This is a genomic window from Streptomyces sp. Tu 2975 (assembly GCF_009832925.1).
Taxonomy (GTDB): domain Bacteria; phylum Actinomycetota; class Actinomycetes; order Streptomycetales; family Streptomycetaceae; genus Streptomyces.
The window spans coordinates 3674644-3692245 of the sequence record NZ_CP047140.1; the positions used below are offsets into that span (position 1 = coordinate 3674644).

Annotated in this window: 15 protein-coding genes and 1 pseudogene; 4 read left to right on the top strand and 12 right to left on the bottom strand. The window is 71.3% G+C overall.

Annotation, left to right across the window (positions count from 1 at the left end; genetic code table 11):
* Positions 1–14 precede the first annotated feature (14 nt).
* Complete coding sequence (cseC, locus tag GLX30_RS16145; RefSeq protein WP_159689018.1) at positions 15–1391, top strand: two-component system sensor histidine kinase CseC; 1377 nt, start codon at positions 15–17, stop codon at positions 1389–1391.
* A 99-nt stretch (positions 1392–1490) separates the two neighbouring features.
* Here the strand turns inward: cseC and GLX30_RS16150 are convergent, their stop codons facing one another.
* Positions 1491–2168, bottom strand: coding sequence for a M23 family metallopeptidase (locus tag GLX30_RS16150; RefSeq protein ID WP_159689021.1), 678 nt, complete (start codon positions 2166–2168; stop codon positions 1491–1493).
* A 566-nt stretch (positions 2169–2734) separates the two neighbouring features.
* On the opposite strand from GLX30_RS16150, the gene dacB reads away from it, so the two are divergent.
* On the top strand, positions 2735–4333 hold the full coding sequence (gene dacB, locus GLX30_RS16155) for a D-alanyl-D-alanine carboxypeptidase/D-alanyl-D-alanine-endopeptidase (RefSeq protein WP_159689024.1): 1599 nt from the start codon (positions 2735–2737) through the stop codon (positions 4331–4333).
* A 155-nt stretch (positions 4334–4488) separates the two neighbouring features.
* On the opposite strand, the gene GLX30_RS16160 is transcribed toward dacB, so the two are convergent.
* Positions 4489–7014, bottom strand: coding sequence for an ATP-dependent Clp protease ATP-binding subunit (locus tag GLX30_RS16160; protein WP_159689027.1), 2526 nt, complete (start codon positions 7012–7014; stop codon positions 4489–4491).
* Positions 7015–7445: 431 nt separating this feature from the next.
* On the opposite strand from GLX30_RS16160, the pseudogene GLX30_RS16165 reads away from it, so the two are divergent.
* Positions 7446–8008 (top strand): annotated as a pseudogene (locus GLX30_RS16165) (SCO3374 family protein).
* Here GLX30_RS16165 and GLX30_RS16170 read toward each other — a convergent pair.
* The 10 genes from GLX30_RS16170 to GLX30_RS16210 all read right to left on the bottom strand — a co-directional run bounded on the left by GLX30_RS16170 (position 7987) and on the right by GLX30_RS16210 (position 16002).
* Positions 7987–8322, bottom strand: a complete 336-nt coding sequence (locus tag GLX30_RS16170) for an Lsr2 family protein (RefSeq protein WP_005314111.1) — start codon at positions 8320–8322, stop codon at positions 7987–7989. The pseudogene GLX30_RS16165 and the gene GLX30_RS16170 overlap by 22 nt on opposite strands.
* A 146-nt stretch (positions 8323–8468) precedes the next feature.
* The gene (locus GLX30_RS16175) at positions 8469–8996 is read right to left on the bottom strand and encodes an amino-acid N-acetyltransferase (RefSeq protein WP_159689030.1); all 528 of its coding nucleotides are present in this window, start codon (positions 8994–8996) and stop codon (positions 8469–8471) included.
* Positions 8997–9005: 9 nt separating this feature from the next.
* Entirely contained in the window at positions 9006–9401 is a 396-nt protein-coding gene (locus GLX30_RS16180; protein WP_159689033.1) for a BlaI/MecI/CopY family transcriptional regulator, read from the bottom strand.
* Positions 9402–9504: 103 nt separating this feature from the next.
* Positions 9505–9678 (bottom strand): hypothetical protein, encoded by a 174-nt coding sequence (locus GLX30_RS34355; RefSeq protein WP_167306830.1) that lies wholly within the window; start codon positions 9676–9678, stop codon positions 9505–9507.
* Between the two features lie 14 nt (positions 9679–9692).
* Complete coding sequence (locus tag GLX30_RS16185; RefSeq protein WP_189470911.1) at positions 9693–10280, bottom strand: hypothetical protein; 588 nt, start codon at positions 10278–10280, stop codon at positions 9693–9695.
* A gap of 245 nt (positions 10281–10525) precedes the next feature.
* The gene (locus tag GLX30_RS16190) at positions 10526–11323 is read right to left on the bottom strand and encodes a type III pantothenate kinase (protein WP_005314126.1); all 798 of its coding nucleotides are present in this window, start codon (positions 11321–11323) and stop codon (positions 10526–10528) included.
* Positions 11323–12327 (bottom strand): carboxylating nicotinate-nucleotide diphosphorylase, encoded by a 1005-nt coding sequence (nadC, locus tag GLX30_RS16195; RefSeq protein WP_159689039.1) that lies wholly within the window; start codon positions 12325–12327, stop codon positions 11323–11325. The genes GLX30_RS16190 and nadC overlap by 1 nt, the downstream gene beginning before the upstream one ends.
* Positions 12328–12329: 2 nt before the next feature.
* Positions 12330–14042: an L-aspartate oxidase gene (locus tag GLX30_RS16200; RefSeq protein ID WP_159689042.1), complete on the bottom strand. Its 1713-nt coding sequence runs from the start codon at positions 14040–14042 to the stop codon at positions 12330–12332.
* A complete protein-coding gene (gene panC, locus GLX30_RS16205; RefSeq protein WP_159689044.1) occupies positions 14039–15085 on the bottom strand; it encodes a pantoate--beta-alanine ligase in 1047 nt (348 codons plus the stop codon). Before panC ends, GLX30_RS16200 begins: the two co-directional genes overlap by 4 nt.
* Positions 15082–16002 (bottom strand): DUF2520 domain-containing protein, encoded by a 921-nt coding sequence (locus GLX30_RS16210; RefSeq protein WP_159689047.1) that lies wholly within the window; start codon positions 16000–16002, stop codon positions 15082–15084. Before GLX30_RS16210 ends, panC begins: the two co-directional genes overlap by 4 nt.
* A 118-nt stretch (positions 16003–16120) precedes the next feature.
* Between GLX30_RS16210 and GLX30_RS16215 the strand changes: the two genes are divergently transcribed.
* Entirely contained in the window at positions 16121–17395 is a 1275-nt protein-coding gene (locus tag GLX30_RS16215; protein WP_244258173.1) for a beta-eliminating lyase-related protein, read from the top strand.
* Positions 17396–17602: the final 207 nt, after the last annotated feature.

Sequence of the window (17602 nt, forward strand, 5' to 3'; positions counted from 1 at the left end):
GAGAGTCCCACCGCATGAGGCGTCTCGTTCTGCGCACCGGCGTCCGCTGGAAGATCAGCATCGCGATCGCGGCGGTCGGCGCGCTGATCGCCATGGCGCTCAGTCTGGTCGTGCACAATGCCGCCCGGGTCTCCATGCTCGACAACGCCCGCGACGTCCAGATGGACCGGGTCCTGCTGGCGCAGCGCTGGTACGAGACGTCCAAGAACAAGGACCCGCGCTTCAACAGCAAGATCAACGACCCCGCGCTGCCGGACGCGCTCCAGCGGCTGATGCGGGAGAAGCGGCGCGGCTCGTACATCGACGAGGGCCATGACGGGACGCCCGAGATCTGGGCCGCCGTGCCCTTGGCGGGCGGTGACGTGCTCTCCCTGCACACCGAGTTCGCCGGGCGCAGCGCCGAGATCATGCAGGACCTGGACCGGGCACTGATCATCGGTTCCCTCTCGGTCGTACTGGGCGGTTCCGCGTTGGGAGTCCTGATCGGCGGGCAGCTCTCGCGCCGGCTGCGCAAGGCGGCCGCCGCGGCCGGACATGTCGCCCAGGGCAACCACGAGGTCCGGGTGCGGGACGCGATCGGCGGCGTCGTGCGCGACGAGACCGACGATCTGGCGCGGGCCGTCGACGCGCTCACCGACGCCCTCAACGAACGGATCGAGGCGGAGCGCCGGGTCACCGCGGACATCGCACACGAGCTGCGCACACCGGTCACGGGGTTGCTCACGGCGGCCGAGCTGCTGCCGCCCGGGCGGCCGACCGAGCTCGTACGGGACCGGGCCCAGGCCATGCGGACACTGGTGGAGGACGTGCTGGAGGTGGCAAGGCTCGACAGCGCCTCCGAGCGGGCCGAGCTCCAGGAGATCCAGCTCGGCGAGTTCGTCGGGCGCAGGGTCGCCGTGTTCCATCCCGAGGCGGAGGTCCGGGTGGTGCACAACTCCTGGGTGAGCACCGACCCCCGGCGCCTGGAGCGCATCCTGGGCAATCTGCTCACCAACGCGGCCAAGTACGGCAAGGGCCCGATCGAGGTCACCGTCGAGGGCCGGGTGGTGCGGGTGCGGGACCACGGGCCCGGTTTCCCGGAGTCGGTACTGCGGGAGGGACCGAGCCGGTTCCGCACGGGCGCCAGCGACCGTGCGGGTACGGGCCACGGTCTGGGCCTCACGATCGCGGCCGGTCAGGCCCGGGTGCTCGGGGCGAGGCTGACGTTCCGCAACGCCGCGCCGGAGGGCGCGACGCCGCTGGGGGCCTCCGGTGGGGCGATCGCGGTGCTCTGGCTGCCCGAGCATGCGCCGACGAACACCGGCAGCTTCCCGGTGCTGACACCGGAAGCGGACCGGGAGCCGGAGCGGCGGAAGAGGCTGAAGCGGCCCCGGCTGAAGCGCCGCGGCTGAGCCCCTGCCGGGCGCCGGGCGCACGAAGGCCCCGCCCGGACCCGGGCGGGGCCTTTCCGATCACCCGGCGCTGTGCGACGGGGCAGGCTCAGGCGTGCGTCACAGGTTGACGCCGGCGGAACGCAGGAACGACATCGGGTTGAGCGCCGAGCCGTAGTTCGGCGTCGTGCGGATCTCGAAGTGCAGGTGGGGGCCGGACGAGTTACCGGTGTTGCCGGACTTGGCGATGTTCTGGCCGGTCTTCACCTTCGCGCCCACGTTCACGTTGATCTTCGACAGGTGGGCGTACTGGGAGTACTTGCCGTTGTTGTGCTTGATCACGATGGCGTTGCCGTAGGCGGGGCCGTCGCCGCCGCCGTTCGGGCCCGCCTTGACGACGGTACCGGCACCGGCCGCCTTGACCTGCGTGCCGATCGGCACGGCGAAGTCCTGGCCGGAGTGCTTGGCGGACCACATGGCACCACCCTGCGCGAAGCTCGCGGTCAGCGTGTACTTGCTGACCGGCTTGACCCACGCCGGGGCCTTCTTGGCGGGCTTCTTCTTGGCGGTCTTCTTGGCGGCCTTCGCCTTCGCGGCGTTCGCCTGGGCGTCGGCCTGGGCGGCGACGGCAGAGGCGGCGTCCACGACGGCCGGCTTGGCCGCCTTGCCCGCGTCGGCGGAGGCGACACCCGCACCGGCTCCGACGACCATCACGGCACCCATTCCGGCGGCCACGACAGCACCACGAGTACGGAGCACGGACGGGCGGAGCTGGTGGATCATGGTGCGCTTCGACATACGGGAGAACCTCCGGGCATGAATGGACCCGACGCATTCGCACCGGGCTGGCTCCACATTGGTAACCCGTGCTCCCAAGTCGCCTCAAACCCCCCAACTACGACATAGCGTCGTAGTGGCACCCGCGGAAATACGGCTCTTGACGCCCGCCCGAGCCGCACCGCACCGCCCGAAAACGGGGCCTCTTATGCCCGGGACCGACCGGTTTAACCGCATGTCCCGGCCACGGGGCCGCGGGACGGACGCTCTCCGGCCCGGCTCGTGCGCCAGGGGGCCGAAGGTCCTGGACAGGCCCGGCCCCCCATGGGGGGCAAAACGGATATTCCGCCCACTAATCCACCTAGTAGTGCCCAAAACGCCTGTGCGCCTTGTCACGGAGAGGCCCCTTCGGGGGGTCGGGAATCGTGAGCCAGGCCACGCACGAGAGCCGCGGAAAAGTGCTCCGGACCACACCGGAAAAGAGGCCGCGTGGTGACCGGGGCCACAGAATTCGGCCTCTTTGCCGCCCGGAGGTGCCCGCCGCGCGTCCTTCCGGGAAGGATCCGCTTCCGGGATCCTCGTGTGCCATGAGTAGACCCGTGGTTCGTATCCGTCACCGCGCGCTGCGCCGCGCATGGATCTGGCCGCTCGCCGCCGGCCTCGCCTGCACGCTCACCTGGAGCTCGCCGGCCGGGGCCGGCCCGTCCGACACCGGCCTCAAGGGTGCCCTCGACAAGGTCCTCGCGGACCCCAGGACGGACGGCGGGGCCGTGAGCGTCGTGGTCGCCGACGCCGCCACCGGTGAGCGTCTCTACCAGCGCGACAGCGGCGACCGTCTGATGCCCGCCTCCAACACCAAGCTCGCCACCTCCGCCGCGGCCATGGCCGCGCTCGGCCCGGACCACCGCTTCAGCACGGACGTGCTCACCACGGGCCGCCGCCAGGGCCACACCCTCACCGGCGACCTGTATCTGCGCGGAAGCGGCGATCCCACCCTCCTCGCGGCCGACTACCGGCGCCTCGCGGCGGACGTCGCGGCGTCCGGCATCAAGCGCGTCACCGGACGTCTCGTCGCCGACGACACCCGCTTCGACGACCAGCGCCTCGGCCGGTCCTGGGCGGCCGACGACGAGTCCGCCTACTACTCCGCACAGATCTCGGCGCTCACCCTCGCCCCCGACACCGACTACGACTCCGGCACCGTCGTCGTCGAGGTGGCACCGGGCGCCCGGCCGGGCGAGCGCCCCCGGGTGAAGCTGACACCGTCCACCGACTACGTACGCCTCGACGTCAGCGCCACCACGGTCGGGACGGGCCTGCCGGACACGCTGACCGTCTCCCGGGAGCACGGCACGAACACGATCACGATCAGCGGTGAGGTCCCGGTCGGCGCGGCAACCGCCAAGGAGTGGATCGCGGTCTGGGAACCGACCGGCTACGCGGCCGCCGTGTTCGCCGACGCACTCGCCGAGCACGGCGTAAGGCTCTCGGGCACTCCCCGCCTGGGCCGGCCGACCCCGGCCGGGGCGCGCACGCTCGCCTCGCACCGCTCCATGCCGCTCAGCGAACTGATGCACCCGTTCATGAAGCTCTCCAACAACATGCACGCGGAGGCGCTCACCAAGGCGATGGGGCACCGGGCGTCGGGACAGGGCACCTGGGACGCGGGCCTCGCCGCGATCGGCGCCCAGCTGGAGAAGGAGGGCGTCAGGACCTCCACACTCCGCCAGGCGGACGGCTCGGGACTCTCCCGGATGAACATGTTCCCGGCCGCGGAGCTGGCGACCCTGCTGCTCTCGGTCCGCGACGCCCCGTGGTTCGCCGACTGGTACGCGTCCCTACCGGTGGCCTGCGCCCCCGACCGCGCCGTGGGCGGCACGTTGCGTTCCCGCATGTGCGGCACCCCGGCCGCGCTCAACGCCCGCGGGAAGACCGGTTCACTGACGGGCGCCTCGGCGCTGTCGGGATACGTCACCGACGCCGCGGGACGAGAGCTCGTCTACAGCGTCGTCCTCAACAATTACCTCGCCTCCTCGGTGAAGAGCATCGAGGACGCGGTCGTCGTCACCCTGGCGTCCTCGGACACCGCTGCGGGCACGATCGTGCCCGCAGCGCCCTCGCGTACCCGCACCGTGGAGCCCGAGGCCTCGCTGGAATGCTCCTGGCGCAAGCCCGCATCCTGCTGACCGTGGGAGGTCCGCCGGCAACAGCAGGCGGGCCCTGGTCCGCCGGCAACAGCAGGCGGACCACCCACGGAACGTCGCGGCACGCGAAAGGGGCGGGCCCCGGACCTTGTGGGTCCGGGGCCCGCCCCGTCACGTCAGCCGGCCGGGCAGGGCCGTTACGCGTCCTTCGACAGGTTCGGACCGGTGCCACCGGCCGCCTGCTCGATCGGCGGGACGTCGGGCAGAGCCGACTTCTCCTCGCCGCGGAAGGTGAACTTCTTCTCCTCACCCTCGCCCTCGGTGTCCACGACCACGATGTGACCGGGGCGCAGCTCGCCGAAGAGGATCTTCTCCGACAGGATGTCCTCGATCTCGCGCTGGATCGTCCGGCGCAGCGGCCGGGCACCCAGGACGGGGTCGTAGCCCTTCTTGGCGAGGAGCGACTTGGCCGTGGCACTGAGCTCGAGGCCCATGTCGCGGTCCTTCAGTCGCTCGTCCACCTTGGCGATCATGAGGTCGACGATCTGGATGATGTCTTCCTCGGTGAGCTGGTGGAAGACGACCGTGTCGTCGACACGGTTGAGGAACTCGGGCCGGAAGTGCTGCTTCAGCTCTTCGTTGACCTTGACCTTCATCCGCTCGTAGTTCGACTTGACGTCGCCCTGGGCGGCGAAGCCCAGGTTGAAGCCCTTGGAGATGTCCCGGGTCCCGAGGTTGGTCGTCATGATGATGACCGTGTTCTTGAAGTCCACGACGCGGCCCTGGGAGTCGGTCAGACGACCGTCCTCCAGGATCTGCAGAAGGGAATTGAAGATATCGGGGTGGGCCTTCTCGACCTCGTCGAAGAGGACGACGGAGAACGGCTTCCGGCGCACCTTCTCGGTGAGCTGACCGCCCTCTTCGTAGCCCACGTATCCGGGGGGCGAACCGAAGAGACGGGAAACCGTGTGCTTCTCGCTGAACTCCGACATGTCGAGGGAGATCAGCGCGTCCTCGTCGCCGAAGAGGAATTCGGCGAGCGTCTTGGAGAGCTCGGTCTTTCCGACGCCGGACGGACCGGCGAAGATGAACGAGCCACCGGGGCGCTTCGGGTCCTTCAGACCGGCTCGCGTACGGCGGATGGCCTGCGAGAGGGCCTTGATGGCGTCCTTCTGCCCGATGACGCGCTTGTGGAGCTCGTCCTCCATGCGCAGCAGACGCGAGGACTCCTCCTCGGTCAGCTTGAAGACCGGGATGCCGGTGGCGGTCGCGAGGACCTCGGCGATCAGCTCGCCGTCGACCTCGGCGACGACGTCCATGTCGCCGGCCTTCCACTCCTTCTCCCGCTTGGCCTTCGCCGCCAGCAGCTGCTTCTCCTTGTCGCGGAGCGAAGCTGCCTTCTCGAAGTCCTGGGAGTCGATCGCGGACTCCTTGTCGCGGCGGACACCGGCGATCTTCTCGTCGAACTCGCGCAGGTCCGGCGGCGCGGTCATCCGGCGGATGCGCATCCGGGAGCCGGCCTCGTCGATCAGGTCGATCGCCTTGTCCGGCAGGAAGCGGTCCGAGATGTACCGGTCGGCCAGGGTGGCGGCCTGGACCAGCGCCTCGTCCGTGATGGAGACCCTGTGGTGGGCCTCGTAACGGTCGCGCAGACCCTTGAGGATCTCGATGGTGTGCGGCAGCGACGGCTCCGCGACCTGGATGGGCTGGAAGCGGCGCTCCAGCGCTGCGTCCTTCTCCAGGTGCTTGCGGTACTCGTCGAGCGTGGTGGCGCCGATGGTCTGCAGCTCACCTCGAGCCAGCATCGGCTTGAGGATGCTCGCGGCGTCGATCGCGCCCTCGGCGGCGCCCGCACCCACCAGGGTGTGGAGCTCGTCGATGAACAGGATGATGTCGCCGCGGGTGCGGATCTCCTTGAGCACCTTCTTCAGGCGCTCCTCGAAGTCACCGCGGTAGCGGGAGCCGGCGACCAGCGCGCCGAGGTCCAGGGTGTAGAGGTGCTTGTCCTTGAGGGTCTCGGGCACCTCGCCCTTGACGATGGCCTGCGCCAGGCCCTCGACGACCGCCGTCTTACCGACGCCGGGCTCGCCGATGAGGACCGGGTTGTTCTTGGTACGGCGGGACAGCACCTGCATGACCCGCTCGATCTCCTTCTCGCGCCCGATGACCGGGTCGAGCTTGGACTCACGAGCGGCCTGGGTGAGGTTCCGGCCGAACTGGTCGAGGACGAGGGAGGTCGAAGGCGTGCCCTCGGCCGGGCCGCCTGCCGTGGCGGCCTCCTTGCCCTGGTATCCGGAGAGCAGCTGGATGACCTGCTGCCGCACCCGGTTGAGATCGGCGCCCAGCTTCACGAGGACCTGGGCGGCGACGCCCTCGCCCTCGCGGATCAGGCCGAGCAGGATGTGCTCGGTGCCGATGTAGTTGTGGCCCAGCTGAAGAGCCTCGCGGAGCGACAGCTCCAGGACCTTCTTGGCACGGGGCGTGAAGGGGATGTGACCGGACGGGGCCTGCTGGCCCTGGCCGATGATCTCCTCCACCTGCTGGCGGACCGCCTCGAGCGAAATCCCGAGGCTCTCCAGGGCCTTAGCGGCGACACCCTCACCCTCGTGGATAAGGCCCAGGAGGATGTGCTCGGTGCCGATGTAGTTGTGGTTGAGCATCCGGGCTTCTTCCTGAGCCAGGACGACAACCCGCCGCGCGCGGTCGGTGAACCTCTCGAACATCGTTAATCGCTCCTCAGAGCGGTCAGGCAGTAAGGGGTCGGTCCCCTCCCTGTCCTTCCGCAGCTTAGTCCCGCAAGCGGGGACCGCTCATTCCAACTGCCGACACCCGTCTGTGGCCTCCTGACCCCTGAACGCCGACAACTGCTCCAACCCGATGGTGCGAGACGATGTTCCCGCAGGCCAGGCAGTTACCCCCACCGCCACTACGCCGATGGCGAACGTGAGACTGCCCTGCGAGCGTGTCGCCCCTCCCCACTAGGAATGTCTTACCCGCAGCCACCGACAGTCCATGCAGCGTGCACCCCGTCCCTCAGCTACGGGCGAACAACCTTGCGCCGTTCCGTGCGCGTGCGCGCCGCCGATTCAGCGACCGAGAGCGATGATAGGGGCACTGTGCGTAACCCTCACGGCGACTGCGGGGTTTTCGGGACATGCCCTTCACCGTGCCGTCCCCCCGAGTGCCCTTCGACGGCGCCGCGCAGTGGTACCGCAGCGAGCTCGGCTGGGCGGCGACGAACGACAGTCCCGTGCGGCTCGCGACGGGAGCGCGGTTCGACGTGCTCGACCTGCCGGCGGACGCCGGAGCCGCGGTGCTCCGCCGGGTCGCCCGCACCGGGCCGGTCGCGCTCATGGGGCAGCGGATGCAGCTGCTGGTCGCTCCGGGAAGCGCGGAGGAACTGCCCGGACTGCTCGACTGGCTGGAATGGGGCGGTGTCGATCTCGACCTGACGGCCCTCGGCACGGGCGGAGCGATGACCGCCCCGCCGCCGCCCGGGCGTCCTGGCGCCTGTCCGGCCGCCATGTGGCTGCGGCCCCCCGCGCCGGGGCGCGAGGCACAGCTGCCCGCTCTCGCCGGCCTCGGGGCAGTGGGGATGCCCCCGATCTCGTACGGCTGGTGGACACGGCGGCCACCGAGTGCCACCGCGCCCGGCTGACGCGTACGGCGCGTACGGATACGCGACGGTCGACGAGTCAGCCGTTGGCCTTCTCGTAAGCCTCACGAACCGTCGCGGGGACACGGCCGCGATCGTTGACCTCGAAACCGTTCGCCTTCGCCCAGGCGCGGATCTCGGCGGTGTCCTTGTTGCCGCCCGTCGTCGCGCGACCCTTGCCACGGCCGGTCGCCGCACGGCCACCGGTACGCCGGCCGTTCTTCGTGTACGGCTCGAGCAGACCCCGGAGCTTGTCCGCATTGGCGGTGGTGAGGTCGATCTCGTAGGTCTTGCCGTCCAGTGCGAACGTCACCGTCTCGTCCGCCTCGCCGCCGTCGAGGTCGTCGACAAGAAGGACCTGAACCTTCTGTGCCACCGGGATTTCCTTTCATCGAAAATGCAGTACGCGGAAAGGAAACCGCTTTTCCTTGGAAAACACAAACCCTTGACAGAGGTTCAGAACCGCGAGAACGCGGGAAACGTGCGCGATTCGGACATAGGGATCCGGCGCTCTAGTGGCGATCACAGGTGCAGAAGCATCCGGCTGTTGCCCAAGGTGTTCGGCTTCACTCGTTCGAGACCCAGGAACTCGGCGACACCCTCGTCATAGGAACGCAGGAGCTCGGCGTAGACATCGGTGTCGACGGGCGTCTGAGTCTCCCCGATCTCGACGAAGCCGTGCTTACCGAAGAAGTCCACTTCGAAGGTGAGGCAGAAAACTCTGCGTACTCCCAGGCGGCGCGCGGTGGCCACCAGCTTCTCGAGAACCCGGTGGCCGATGCCGTGACCCTTGAAGGCCGGGTCGACGGCGAGAGTGCGCACTTCCGCGAGGTCCTCCCACATGACGTGGAGAGCGCCGCAACCGACGACCAAGCCGTCCTCGTCGCGTTCGGCGACCCAGAACTCCTGGATGGCTTCGTAAAGCGTCACCGTCGCTTTGTCGAGCAGGATGCCTTCACCGACGTACGGGTCCACGAGCCGGCGCACGTCCGGCACATCGCCGGTCCTCGCACGCCGGACGGTGAAGGCATTTGGTGCGGCATAAGGCATGGGCCGACGCTATCGCTCCGCGGCCCCGGGGTCCTCGCCGGCCTCGTTGCCCTGAACGAGACGCACTGCGGCTTGCAGCGACTCGCGCTGCTCGGGGGACATCATGCCGAAGAAGGCGACAAGAGCCGCCGCGGGGTTGTCGCTCTTGGACCAGGCTTCGTTCATCAGTGCGGCTGCGTAGGCAGCGCGGGTGGAGACCGCTCTATATCGATAGGCCCGGCCCTCGACTTCCCGGCGGACCCAGCCCTTCTGATGGAGATTGTCCATTACCGTCATGACGGTGGTGTACGCGATGGACCGTTCCTTCTGGAGGTCTTCCAGGACTTCCCTGACCGTCACCGGCCGGTTCCATTGCCAGATCCGTGTCATGACGGCGTCTTCGAGCTCTCCCAATTGGCGGGGCACACCACCACCATAGTGGGAGATCCAGGATCAACTGTCCTTTGACGTGACAAAAAGGACGCACGGCGGGAATTCCGCCGTGCGTCCTCGGCCGTCGGGACGGCCCTCAGTTGTCGCGTCCGGTCTGCGGACCGGACTCCGTCCGGGCCAGCGCCGCGTCAACGGCGGCGTCCTCCTTGGTCTTGTTCGGACCGCCCTGGCTCTTGACGATCGTCACGACCAGGCCGATGAAGAACACAGCCATCACCACGGGAGGCACGAGCGCGGAAACGTAGTCCATGGCGTCCAGGGTAACTAGCCGACGGCCCACTGCTCCGGTGGGGGCACGGGCTTGCGGCGCGGCGGGAACACCTCGGAGGGCTTGGGAACGGGGCGCTCGTCCGGCGCGGGCTGCTTCGGCTGAGGCTGTGGTTGCGGTTTGGGCTTCGGTGCGTCGGCGGCGCGGCCACCGGGGAGGGCGAGGAGCCGGGCACGCCGGGGCGCCTGGGCGGGCGCCGGGACGTGGACGACACGGCCGGCGAGCCGGTCGCGCACCGACTGCTCCGCCAGGCCCTGACAGCGCCGCAGCACGGCCGCGGCGGCCGGATTGCCGCGCAGGGCGCGCAGAGCCGCCAGATCGTCCGGGCGGGGATCGTAACCGGCGGCGAGGGCGTCCTGGAGGCGCTCCAGGTAGCTGGTGGCCGTGCCGGGCAGGGCGTCGCGGTAACGGGCGAGGTCGGCGACGAGGAAAGCACGCAGCCGGCCTGCCTCGCGGACCGCCTCGTCGACGGAGTCGGCCAGGCGCAGACATTCCCGGACGTCGTCGTCGGCCAAGGGGACGGGGTGAAGGGCGACGGCGAGGGCGCGTCGGAGCACACGCAGCTCGTCCGCACCGAACGCCATGCCGCCACGGGATCCGTATGGCGTGGGCATGCTCCGGACGATACGTGCTAAATGGACAAAATCCTCTTAACGCCCGAATGTGGGCGCGGCGCGGAGCGGAGCCGGAGCGCCGTGGGCGAGCCCGGTACGGGTGACGCCGTGGCCGCCCGGTGCGGGTCACGCCGCGGCGCCGGAGCCCGTGGGCGAGCGTGCGCCGGCGCTCCCCGGCACCGCCCGGGGGCGCAGGGAACCCGGCGCCCCCGACGTCACATGCGGGAGACGTTGCGCTCGTAGACCAGGCGAAGCCCGATCAGCGTCAGCCACGGCTCGTGCTCGTCGATCGCCGTCGCCTCGCCGAGGACCATCGGGGCGAGACCGCCCGTCGCGATCACCGTGACGTCGTCCGGGTCCTCCGCCAGCTCGCGCTTCATCCGCTGGACGACGCCGTCCACCTGGCCCGCGAATCCGTAGACGATGCCGGACTGCATGGCCTCCACGGTGTTCTTGCCGATCACGCTCCGCGGGCGGGCCAGCTCGATCTTGCGCAGCTGCGCGCCCTTGACGCCGAGCGCCTCGACGGAGATCTCGATGCCGGGAGCGATCACACCTCCGGTGTACTCGCCCCGCGCGCTGACCGCGTCGAACGTCGTCGCCGTACCGAAGTCCACGACGATAGCGGGGCCTCCGTAGAGGTCCACCGCGGCGACCGCGTTGATGATGCGGTCCGCGCCGACCTCCTTCGGGTTGTCCATCAGGATCGGCACGCCGGTCTTGATGCCGGGCTCCACCAGGACCGCCGGGACGTCGCCGTAGTACCGGCGGGTCACCTCACGGAGCTCGTGCAGCACGGAGGGGACCGTGGAGCAGATCGCGATGCCCTCGATGCCGTCGCCGAGTTCGTCGCCGAGCAGGGGGTGCATGCCCATGAGGCCCTGGAGCAGGACGGCGAGTTCGTCGGCGGTGCGCCGTGAGTCGGTGGAGATGCGCCAGTGCTCGACGATCTCCTCGCCGTCGAACAGGCCCAGGACGGTGTGGGTGTTGCCGACGTCGATGGTGAGCAGCATCAGCTCTCGACCTCACGGAGGTCGAGGCCGATGTCGAGGATCGGCGAGGAGTGCGTGAGCGCGCCCACCGCGAGGTAGTCGACGCCGGTCCCGGCGTACGCGCGGGCGTTGTCGAGCGCGAGCCGGCCGGAGGACTCCAGGATCGCGCGGCCCGCGACGAGCGTGACGGCCTCCGCCGTTTCGGCCGGGGTGAAGTTGTCGAGCAGGATCAGGTCGGCGCCCGCGTCCAGGACCTCGCGCACCTGGTCGAGGGTGTCCACCTCGACCTCGATCGGCAGGTCCGGGAAGCGGTCCCGCACGGCCTTGAAGGCCGCCGCGACGCCGCCGGCCGCCACCACGTGGTTGTCCTTGACCAGCGCGGCGTCGGACAGCGACATGCGGTGGTTGACGCCGCCGCCGCAGCGCACCGCGTACTTCTCCAGGGCGCGCAGGCCGGCCGTGGTCTTGCGGGTGTCGCGGACCTTCGCCTTGGTGCCTTCGAGGACGTCGGCCCAGGCGCGGGTGGCCGTGGCGATGCCGGACAGACGGCACAGGATGTTGAGTGCGCTGCGCTCACCGGTCAGCAGGTCGCGGGTGCCCGCGGTGACGGAGAGGAGCTTCTGGCCCGCCTCGACGCGGTCGCCGTCCTCGACGTGCCGCTCCACCTCGAACTCGGTGGTGCAGACGATCGACAGGATCGCCTCCGCGACCCGCAGACCGGCGACCGTGCCCGCCTCACGGGCGGTGAAGTCGCCGGTGGCGACGGCCTCCTGCGGGACGGTCGCGACGCTCGTCACGTCGACGCCGCCGTCCAGGTCCTCCTCGATGGCCAGGTGCGCGATGTCCTCGACCTGGACCGGGTCGAGACCGGCCTCGGCGAGGAGCGTGGCGAGTGCCGGGTCCAGGCCGCACTCGTACACCTCTTCTGCGCAGCCGCAGTCGTCCCCGCAGCCGCCGCCGGCCGGGGCGCCGATCTGGATCAGCGGTACGTCCACGGGGCTCGGGCGTTCATCGGGCGTGCTCACGGTTACGGCTCCCTGGGTGCGTCGGGGACGGACAAGGTATCGGTGGACGGGAAGGCGGTCCCGTCGGTGTGCCGGACGACGAGCCGACGGCCCGGCGCGAGCCGTACGACGAGATGGCGGCGCCAGTCGGCGTCGTCGCGTTCGGGACGGTCCTCGCGCCAGTGGCAGCCGCGGGTCTCCTCGCGCTCCAGGGCCGCCGCGGTCAGCACGCGGGCCACGCACAGGAGGTTCGAGGTCTCCCACGACTCGACGCCGGGCTCCGCGGTCTTTCCGGAGCCTTCGCGCTCCTGTACGGCGGTCACGTACACCGACTCGAGGGCGGCGGCCGCGGCGGCGAGCGACGCCGCCGAGCGCAGTACGCCCGCGCCGTGGGACATGATCCGCTGGATCTCCGCGCGCTCCTCCGGGGCGATGAGCGGCAGCAGGGACGGCTCCCGCGGCTCCGCGGGCGCGACGGCCGGCCAGGGACGCCTGGCGGCGATGTCGGCGGCGATGCGCTCCGCGAAGACGAGCCCTTCGAGCAGCGAGTTGGACGCGAGCCGGTTGGCGCCGTGGACGCCGGTGCAGGCGACCTCGCCGCAGGCGTAGAGGCCGGGGACGGTGGTGCGGCCCTGCAGGTCGGTGCGTACGCCGCCGGACGCGTAGTGGGCGGCGGGAGCGACCGGGATCGTCTCGGTCACGGGGTCGAAGCCGTGGGCCCGGCAGGCCGCGAGGATCGTGGGGAAGCGCTGCTCCCACATCTCGGCGCCGAAGTGGCGGGCGTCCAGGAGCATGTGGTCGGCGCCCTGCTCCTGCATGCGGCGCATGATGCCCTTGGCGACGATGTCGCGCGGGGCGAGCTCGGCCAGTTCGTGCTGTCCGACCATGAAGCGGACGCCGGCCGCGTCGACCAGGTGGGCGCCCTCGCCGCGTACCGCCTCGGAGACCAGCGGCTGCTGGCCCTCGCTGTCCGGGCCGAGGAACAGCACCGTCGGGTGGAACTGCACGAACTCGATGTCCGAGACCTCCGCGCCGGCACGGAGCGCGAGCGCCACGCCGTCGCCGGTGGAGACAGCGGGGTTGGTGGTCGCGGAGAAGACCTGGCCCATGCCGCCGGTCGCGAGCACGACCGTCGGGGCATGGACCGCGCCCACGCCGTCGTGCTGTCCCTCGCCCATGACGTGCAGCGTGATGCCGGCCGTCCGGCCGTCCGCGTCGGTGAGCAGGTCGAGGACCAGGGCGTTCTCGATGGTCCGCAGCCCCTGGTCGCGGACCGCGTCGACCAGGGCGCGGGAGATCTCCGCGCCGGTCGCGTCGCCGCCGGCGTGCGCGATACGGCGCCGGTGGTGGCCGCCCTCGCGGGTCAGTTCGATCTCGCCGGAGGCCGGGTCGGTGTCGAAGTGTGCGCCGGTGGCGATCAACCGGCGCACGGCGTCGGGCCCTTCGGTGACGAGGGCCCGCACCGCCGCCTCGTCACACAGGCCGGCACCCGCCACCAGGGTGTCTTCCAGGTGCTGTTCCGGGGTGTCGCCGTCGCCGAGCGCCGCGGCGATGCCGCCCTGCGCCCAGCGGGTGGACCCGTCGTCGAGACGGGCCTTGGTGACGACGACCGTGTCCAGACCTGACGCGGCGCAGCGCAGGGCCGCCGTGAGTCCGGCGACACCCGAGCCGACCACGACGACGTCCGCGTCGATGGCCCAGCCCGGGGCGGGGGCGGTCAGCCGTATTCCGGTCACTTGGCGGCTCCGTCGGTCAGGGCGGTCCCGGGATGCGCGGTCCCGAAGTCCAGGGGGATGTTGTCGATGAGGCGGGTCGAGCCGACCTTGGCCGCGACGGCGAGGACCGCCTCGCCCCTGTGGTCGTCGGGCACCTCGTCGAAGGTCGCCGGGTCGACGAGCGCCACATAGTCCAGTGTCAGCGGCGGCTTCGCCTTCGCCGCCTCGTCCAGGACGGTCCGGGCCGCGGCCCGGACGGCGTCGGCGCCGACGGGCGGCCATGCCTGGGCGACCGCGTGCGCGTCCGCCGCCGCGCGGGCCTCGCCGAGCTTGGAGAGCGCGGCGGCCCGGGTGGGCGCGGCCGGCACCGCTTCCGCCCTGGCGTGCAGGGCCTGCTGGGCGGCGAGCCGGTCGGCCGCCGCGAACAGGGAGCGGGAGAGGGCGAGAGCGGTCCGTCGCTCGCCCGCGGACAGGTAGCGGTTGCGGCTGGACAGCGCGAGGCCGTCGTCCTCACGGACGGTGGGCACGCCGACGATCTCGACCGGGAAGTTCAGGTCGCGCACCATCCGGCGGATCAGGGCCAGTTGCTGGGCGTCCTTCTGCCCGAACAACGCCACGTCGGGGCCGGTGAGATGCAGCAGCTTGGCTACGACGGTGAGCATGCCGTCGAAGTGGCCGGGGCGGGTCCGGCCTTCGAGCCGCTCCCCCATGGGGCCGGCCGTGATGCGGACCTGCGGCTGCCCGCCCGGGTAGACCTCGTCGACGGACGGGGCGAACACCACGTCCGCGCCCGCCTCCTCGGCCGTTCGGAGGTCGGCCTCGAGGGTGCGCGGGTAACGGTCGAGGTCCTCGCCCGCGCCGAACTGGAGGGGGTTGACGAACACGGTGACGATGACGAAGCCCTTGGGGCCGACGCGCTCTCGGGCGGTACGGATCAGGGAGGCGTGTCCCTGATGGAGGGCGCCCATGGTCATCACGACGGCGGTGCGGCCGGGGACGGCGTGGTGCTCCACCACGTACCGCAGGTCCTCCCTGGTCGGTACGAGCTCGAAGGCGTGGCTCATCGCAGGTCCCCCTCGGCCAGCACGCCCAGCAGGTCCTCCGCGAGCTCCGGCTTGAGCATGCCGTGCGCGAGGGCGCGGTCGGCGGTCGTACGGGCCATCGCCAGATAGCCGGCGACGGCGGCGGGAGCGTGTTTGCGCAGTTCGGCGACGTGCGCGGCGACGGTGCCCGCGTCGCCTCTGGCGACCGGCCCGGTCAGGGCGGCGTCACCGGAACGCAGGGCGTTGTCCAGGGCGGCGCCGAGGAGGGGGCCGAGCATCCGGTCGGGGGCGCCGACGCCGGCGGCGCGCAGCAGCTCCATCGACTGGGCGACCAGCGTGACGAGGTGGTTCGCGCCGAGCGCCAGGGCCGCGTGGTAGAGCGGGCGGTTCTGCTCCTCGATCCACTCGGGCTCGCCGCCCATCTCGATGACCAGCGCCTCCGCGGCCAGCCGCAGCTCCTCGGGCGCGGTCACTCCGAACGAGCAGCCGGCCAGCCGCTGCACGTCCACCGCCGTGCCGGTGAAGGTCATCGCGGGATGCAGGGCCAGCGGCAGCGCCCCGGCCCGCAGAGCGGGTTCGAGCACCTTGGTGCCGTACCGGCCGGAGGTGTGCACGAGCAGCTGCCCGGGCCGTACGGCACCGGTCTCGACGAGACCCTCCACCAGGCCGGGGAGCGCGTCGTCGGGGACGGTCAGCAGCACCAGTTCGGCGCGGGCCAACACGTCCGCGGGCGTCACCAGGGGAACGTCGGGGAGCATGGCGGCGGCCCGGCGGACGGAGGCGTCGGAGACGCCCGACGCGGCGACCGGCCGGTGACCGGCGAGTTGCAGGGACGCGGCGAGCGCGGGCCCTACCCGGCCCGCTCCGACCACGCCGACGGTCAGTCGGGCGGGGCGGTCCCGCGGGTCGAGCGGTTCCTGTGGTGCTGTGGGATTCACGCGGCGGTGCCTTCCGTTCCAGTCCGCACGGGTACCGGACGATTTCTCGTCCACGATGCTACGCCAGCGTTTCCGGCACCCCCGCAGTTGTCCACAGGCTGTGGGCGATGATCGGACCGTGACGGACACGAACGGAACGAACGAGTACGGCAAGCAGGCGGAGCCCGACGACCGGGACCACCGGACCGAGCCGGCCACCGCGGACGGACAGAACGGGCAGGACGACCCGGACGGGGAGGACGCCCCGGACGAGCAGGACGAGCGGCGTCGCCGCCTCGCCGCGTGGCGCGCGTCGGGCCGTGTGCTGTCGCGTGTCTCCGCCGACCGGCGGATCGGCGAGCGCATCGCCGCGCTGGCGGAGGCCGCGGGCGAGGTGCACGACCTGGACGACTGGACCGACGTGTACGGGAACGGGGTCGTGGCGGAGCTGGAGCGGCGTACGGCCTCGCTGCTCGGTTTCCCGGCCGCCGCGTTCTTCCCGACCGGCACGATGGCGCAGCAGGTGGCGCTGCGCTGCTGGGCGGCGCGCACCGGGAACGCGACGGTCGCTCTGCACCCCCAGGCGCATCCGGAGGTGCACGAACGCTCCGCCTTCTCCGTGGTGAGCGGCCTGCGCACGGTGCACCCGACGGCGGAGCACCGGCTGCCGACGGCCGACGAGGTGCGCGAGTGCGACGAGCCCTTCGGCGCGCTGATGCTCGAACTGCCGCTGCGGGACGCCGGCTTCGTGCTGCCGACCTGGGACGAGCTGGTGGCCGTCGTGGAGGCGGCGCGGCAACGTGATGCGGTGGTGCACTTCGACGGCGCGCGTCTGTGGGAGTGCGCCCCGCACTTCGGCCGCCCACTGGACGAGATCGCGTCCCTGGCGGACAGCGTGTACGTGTCGTTCTACAAGTCCCTGGACGGCATGTCGGGGGCGGTGCTCGCCGGTCCGGCGCCGGTGATCGACGAGGCGCGGGCCTGGCGGCACCGGTACGGGGGCCAGCTGTTCCAGCAGTACCCGGCCGCGTTGTCGGCGCTGCTGGGCCTCGAGCGGGAGCTGCCCCGGCTGCCGTCGTACGTGGCCCACGCGAAGGTCGTCGCCGCGGCGCTCACGGACGCGCTGCGCGAGCCGGCCGTCCCCTGGTCGCGCGTCCACCCGCCCGTTCCGCACACCCACCAGTTCCAGGTCTGGCTGCCGTACGACAAGGACGTCCTGAACGAGGCGGCGCTGACGCAGGCGGAGGAGACGGGCGTGACGCTCTTCCGGCGCTGGTTCTCGGAAGGCTGCCCGCCGGGTGTCTCGGTCACGGAGGTGACGGTCGCGTCCGAGGGCCTCGAGTGGACGCCGCAGGACGTGGCGGAGGCGGTCTCGGAGTTCGTCCGCCGCGTCCGGGGGTCCGCCGCCGCGTAACCGCCCGCCGGGCGCTTCACGACCGCCGGGCGGCGTGCCGCATGCCCGCCTCAACCCCGAGGCCGGCGGGACGCCCGGCGGGTGGCGGGGCCGGCGGGCCTGAGCGGGGATCAGCGGCACGCTCGGCGCGCCCGAGCCCGGGAGCGGCGGCACGCATGGCGGGGCGTCGGCGGACATCGGCAGGACACCCATCGACCGGGCCGGCGG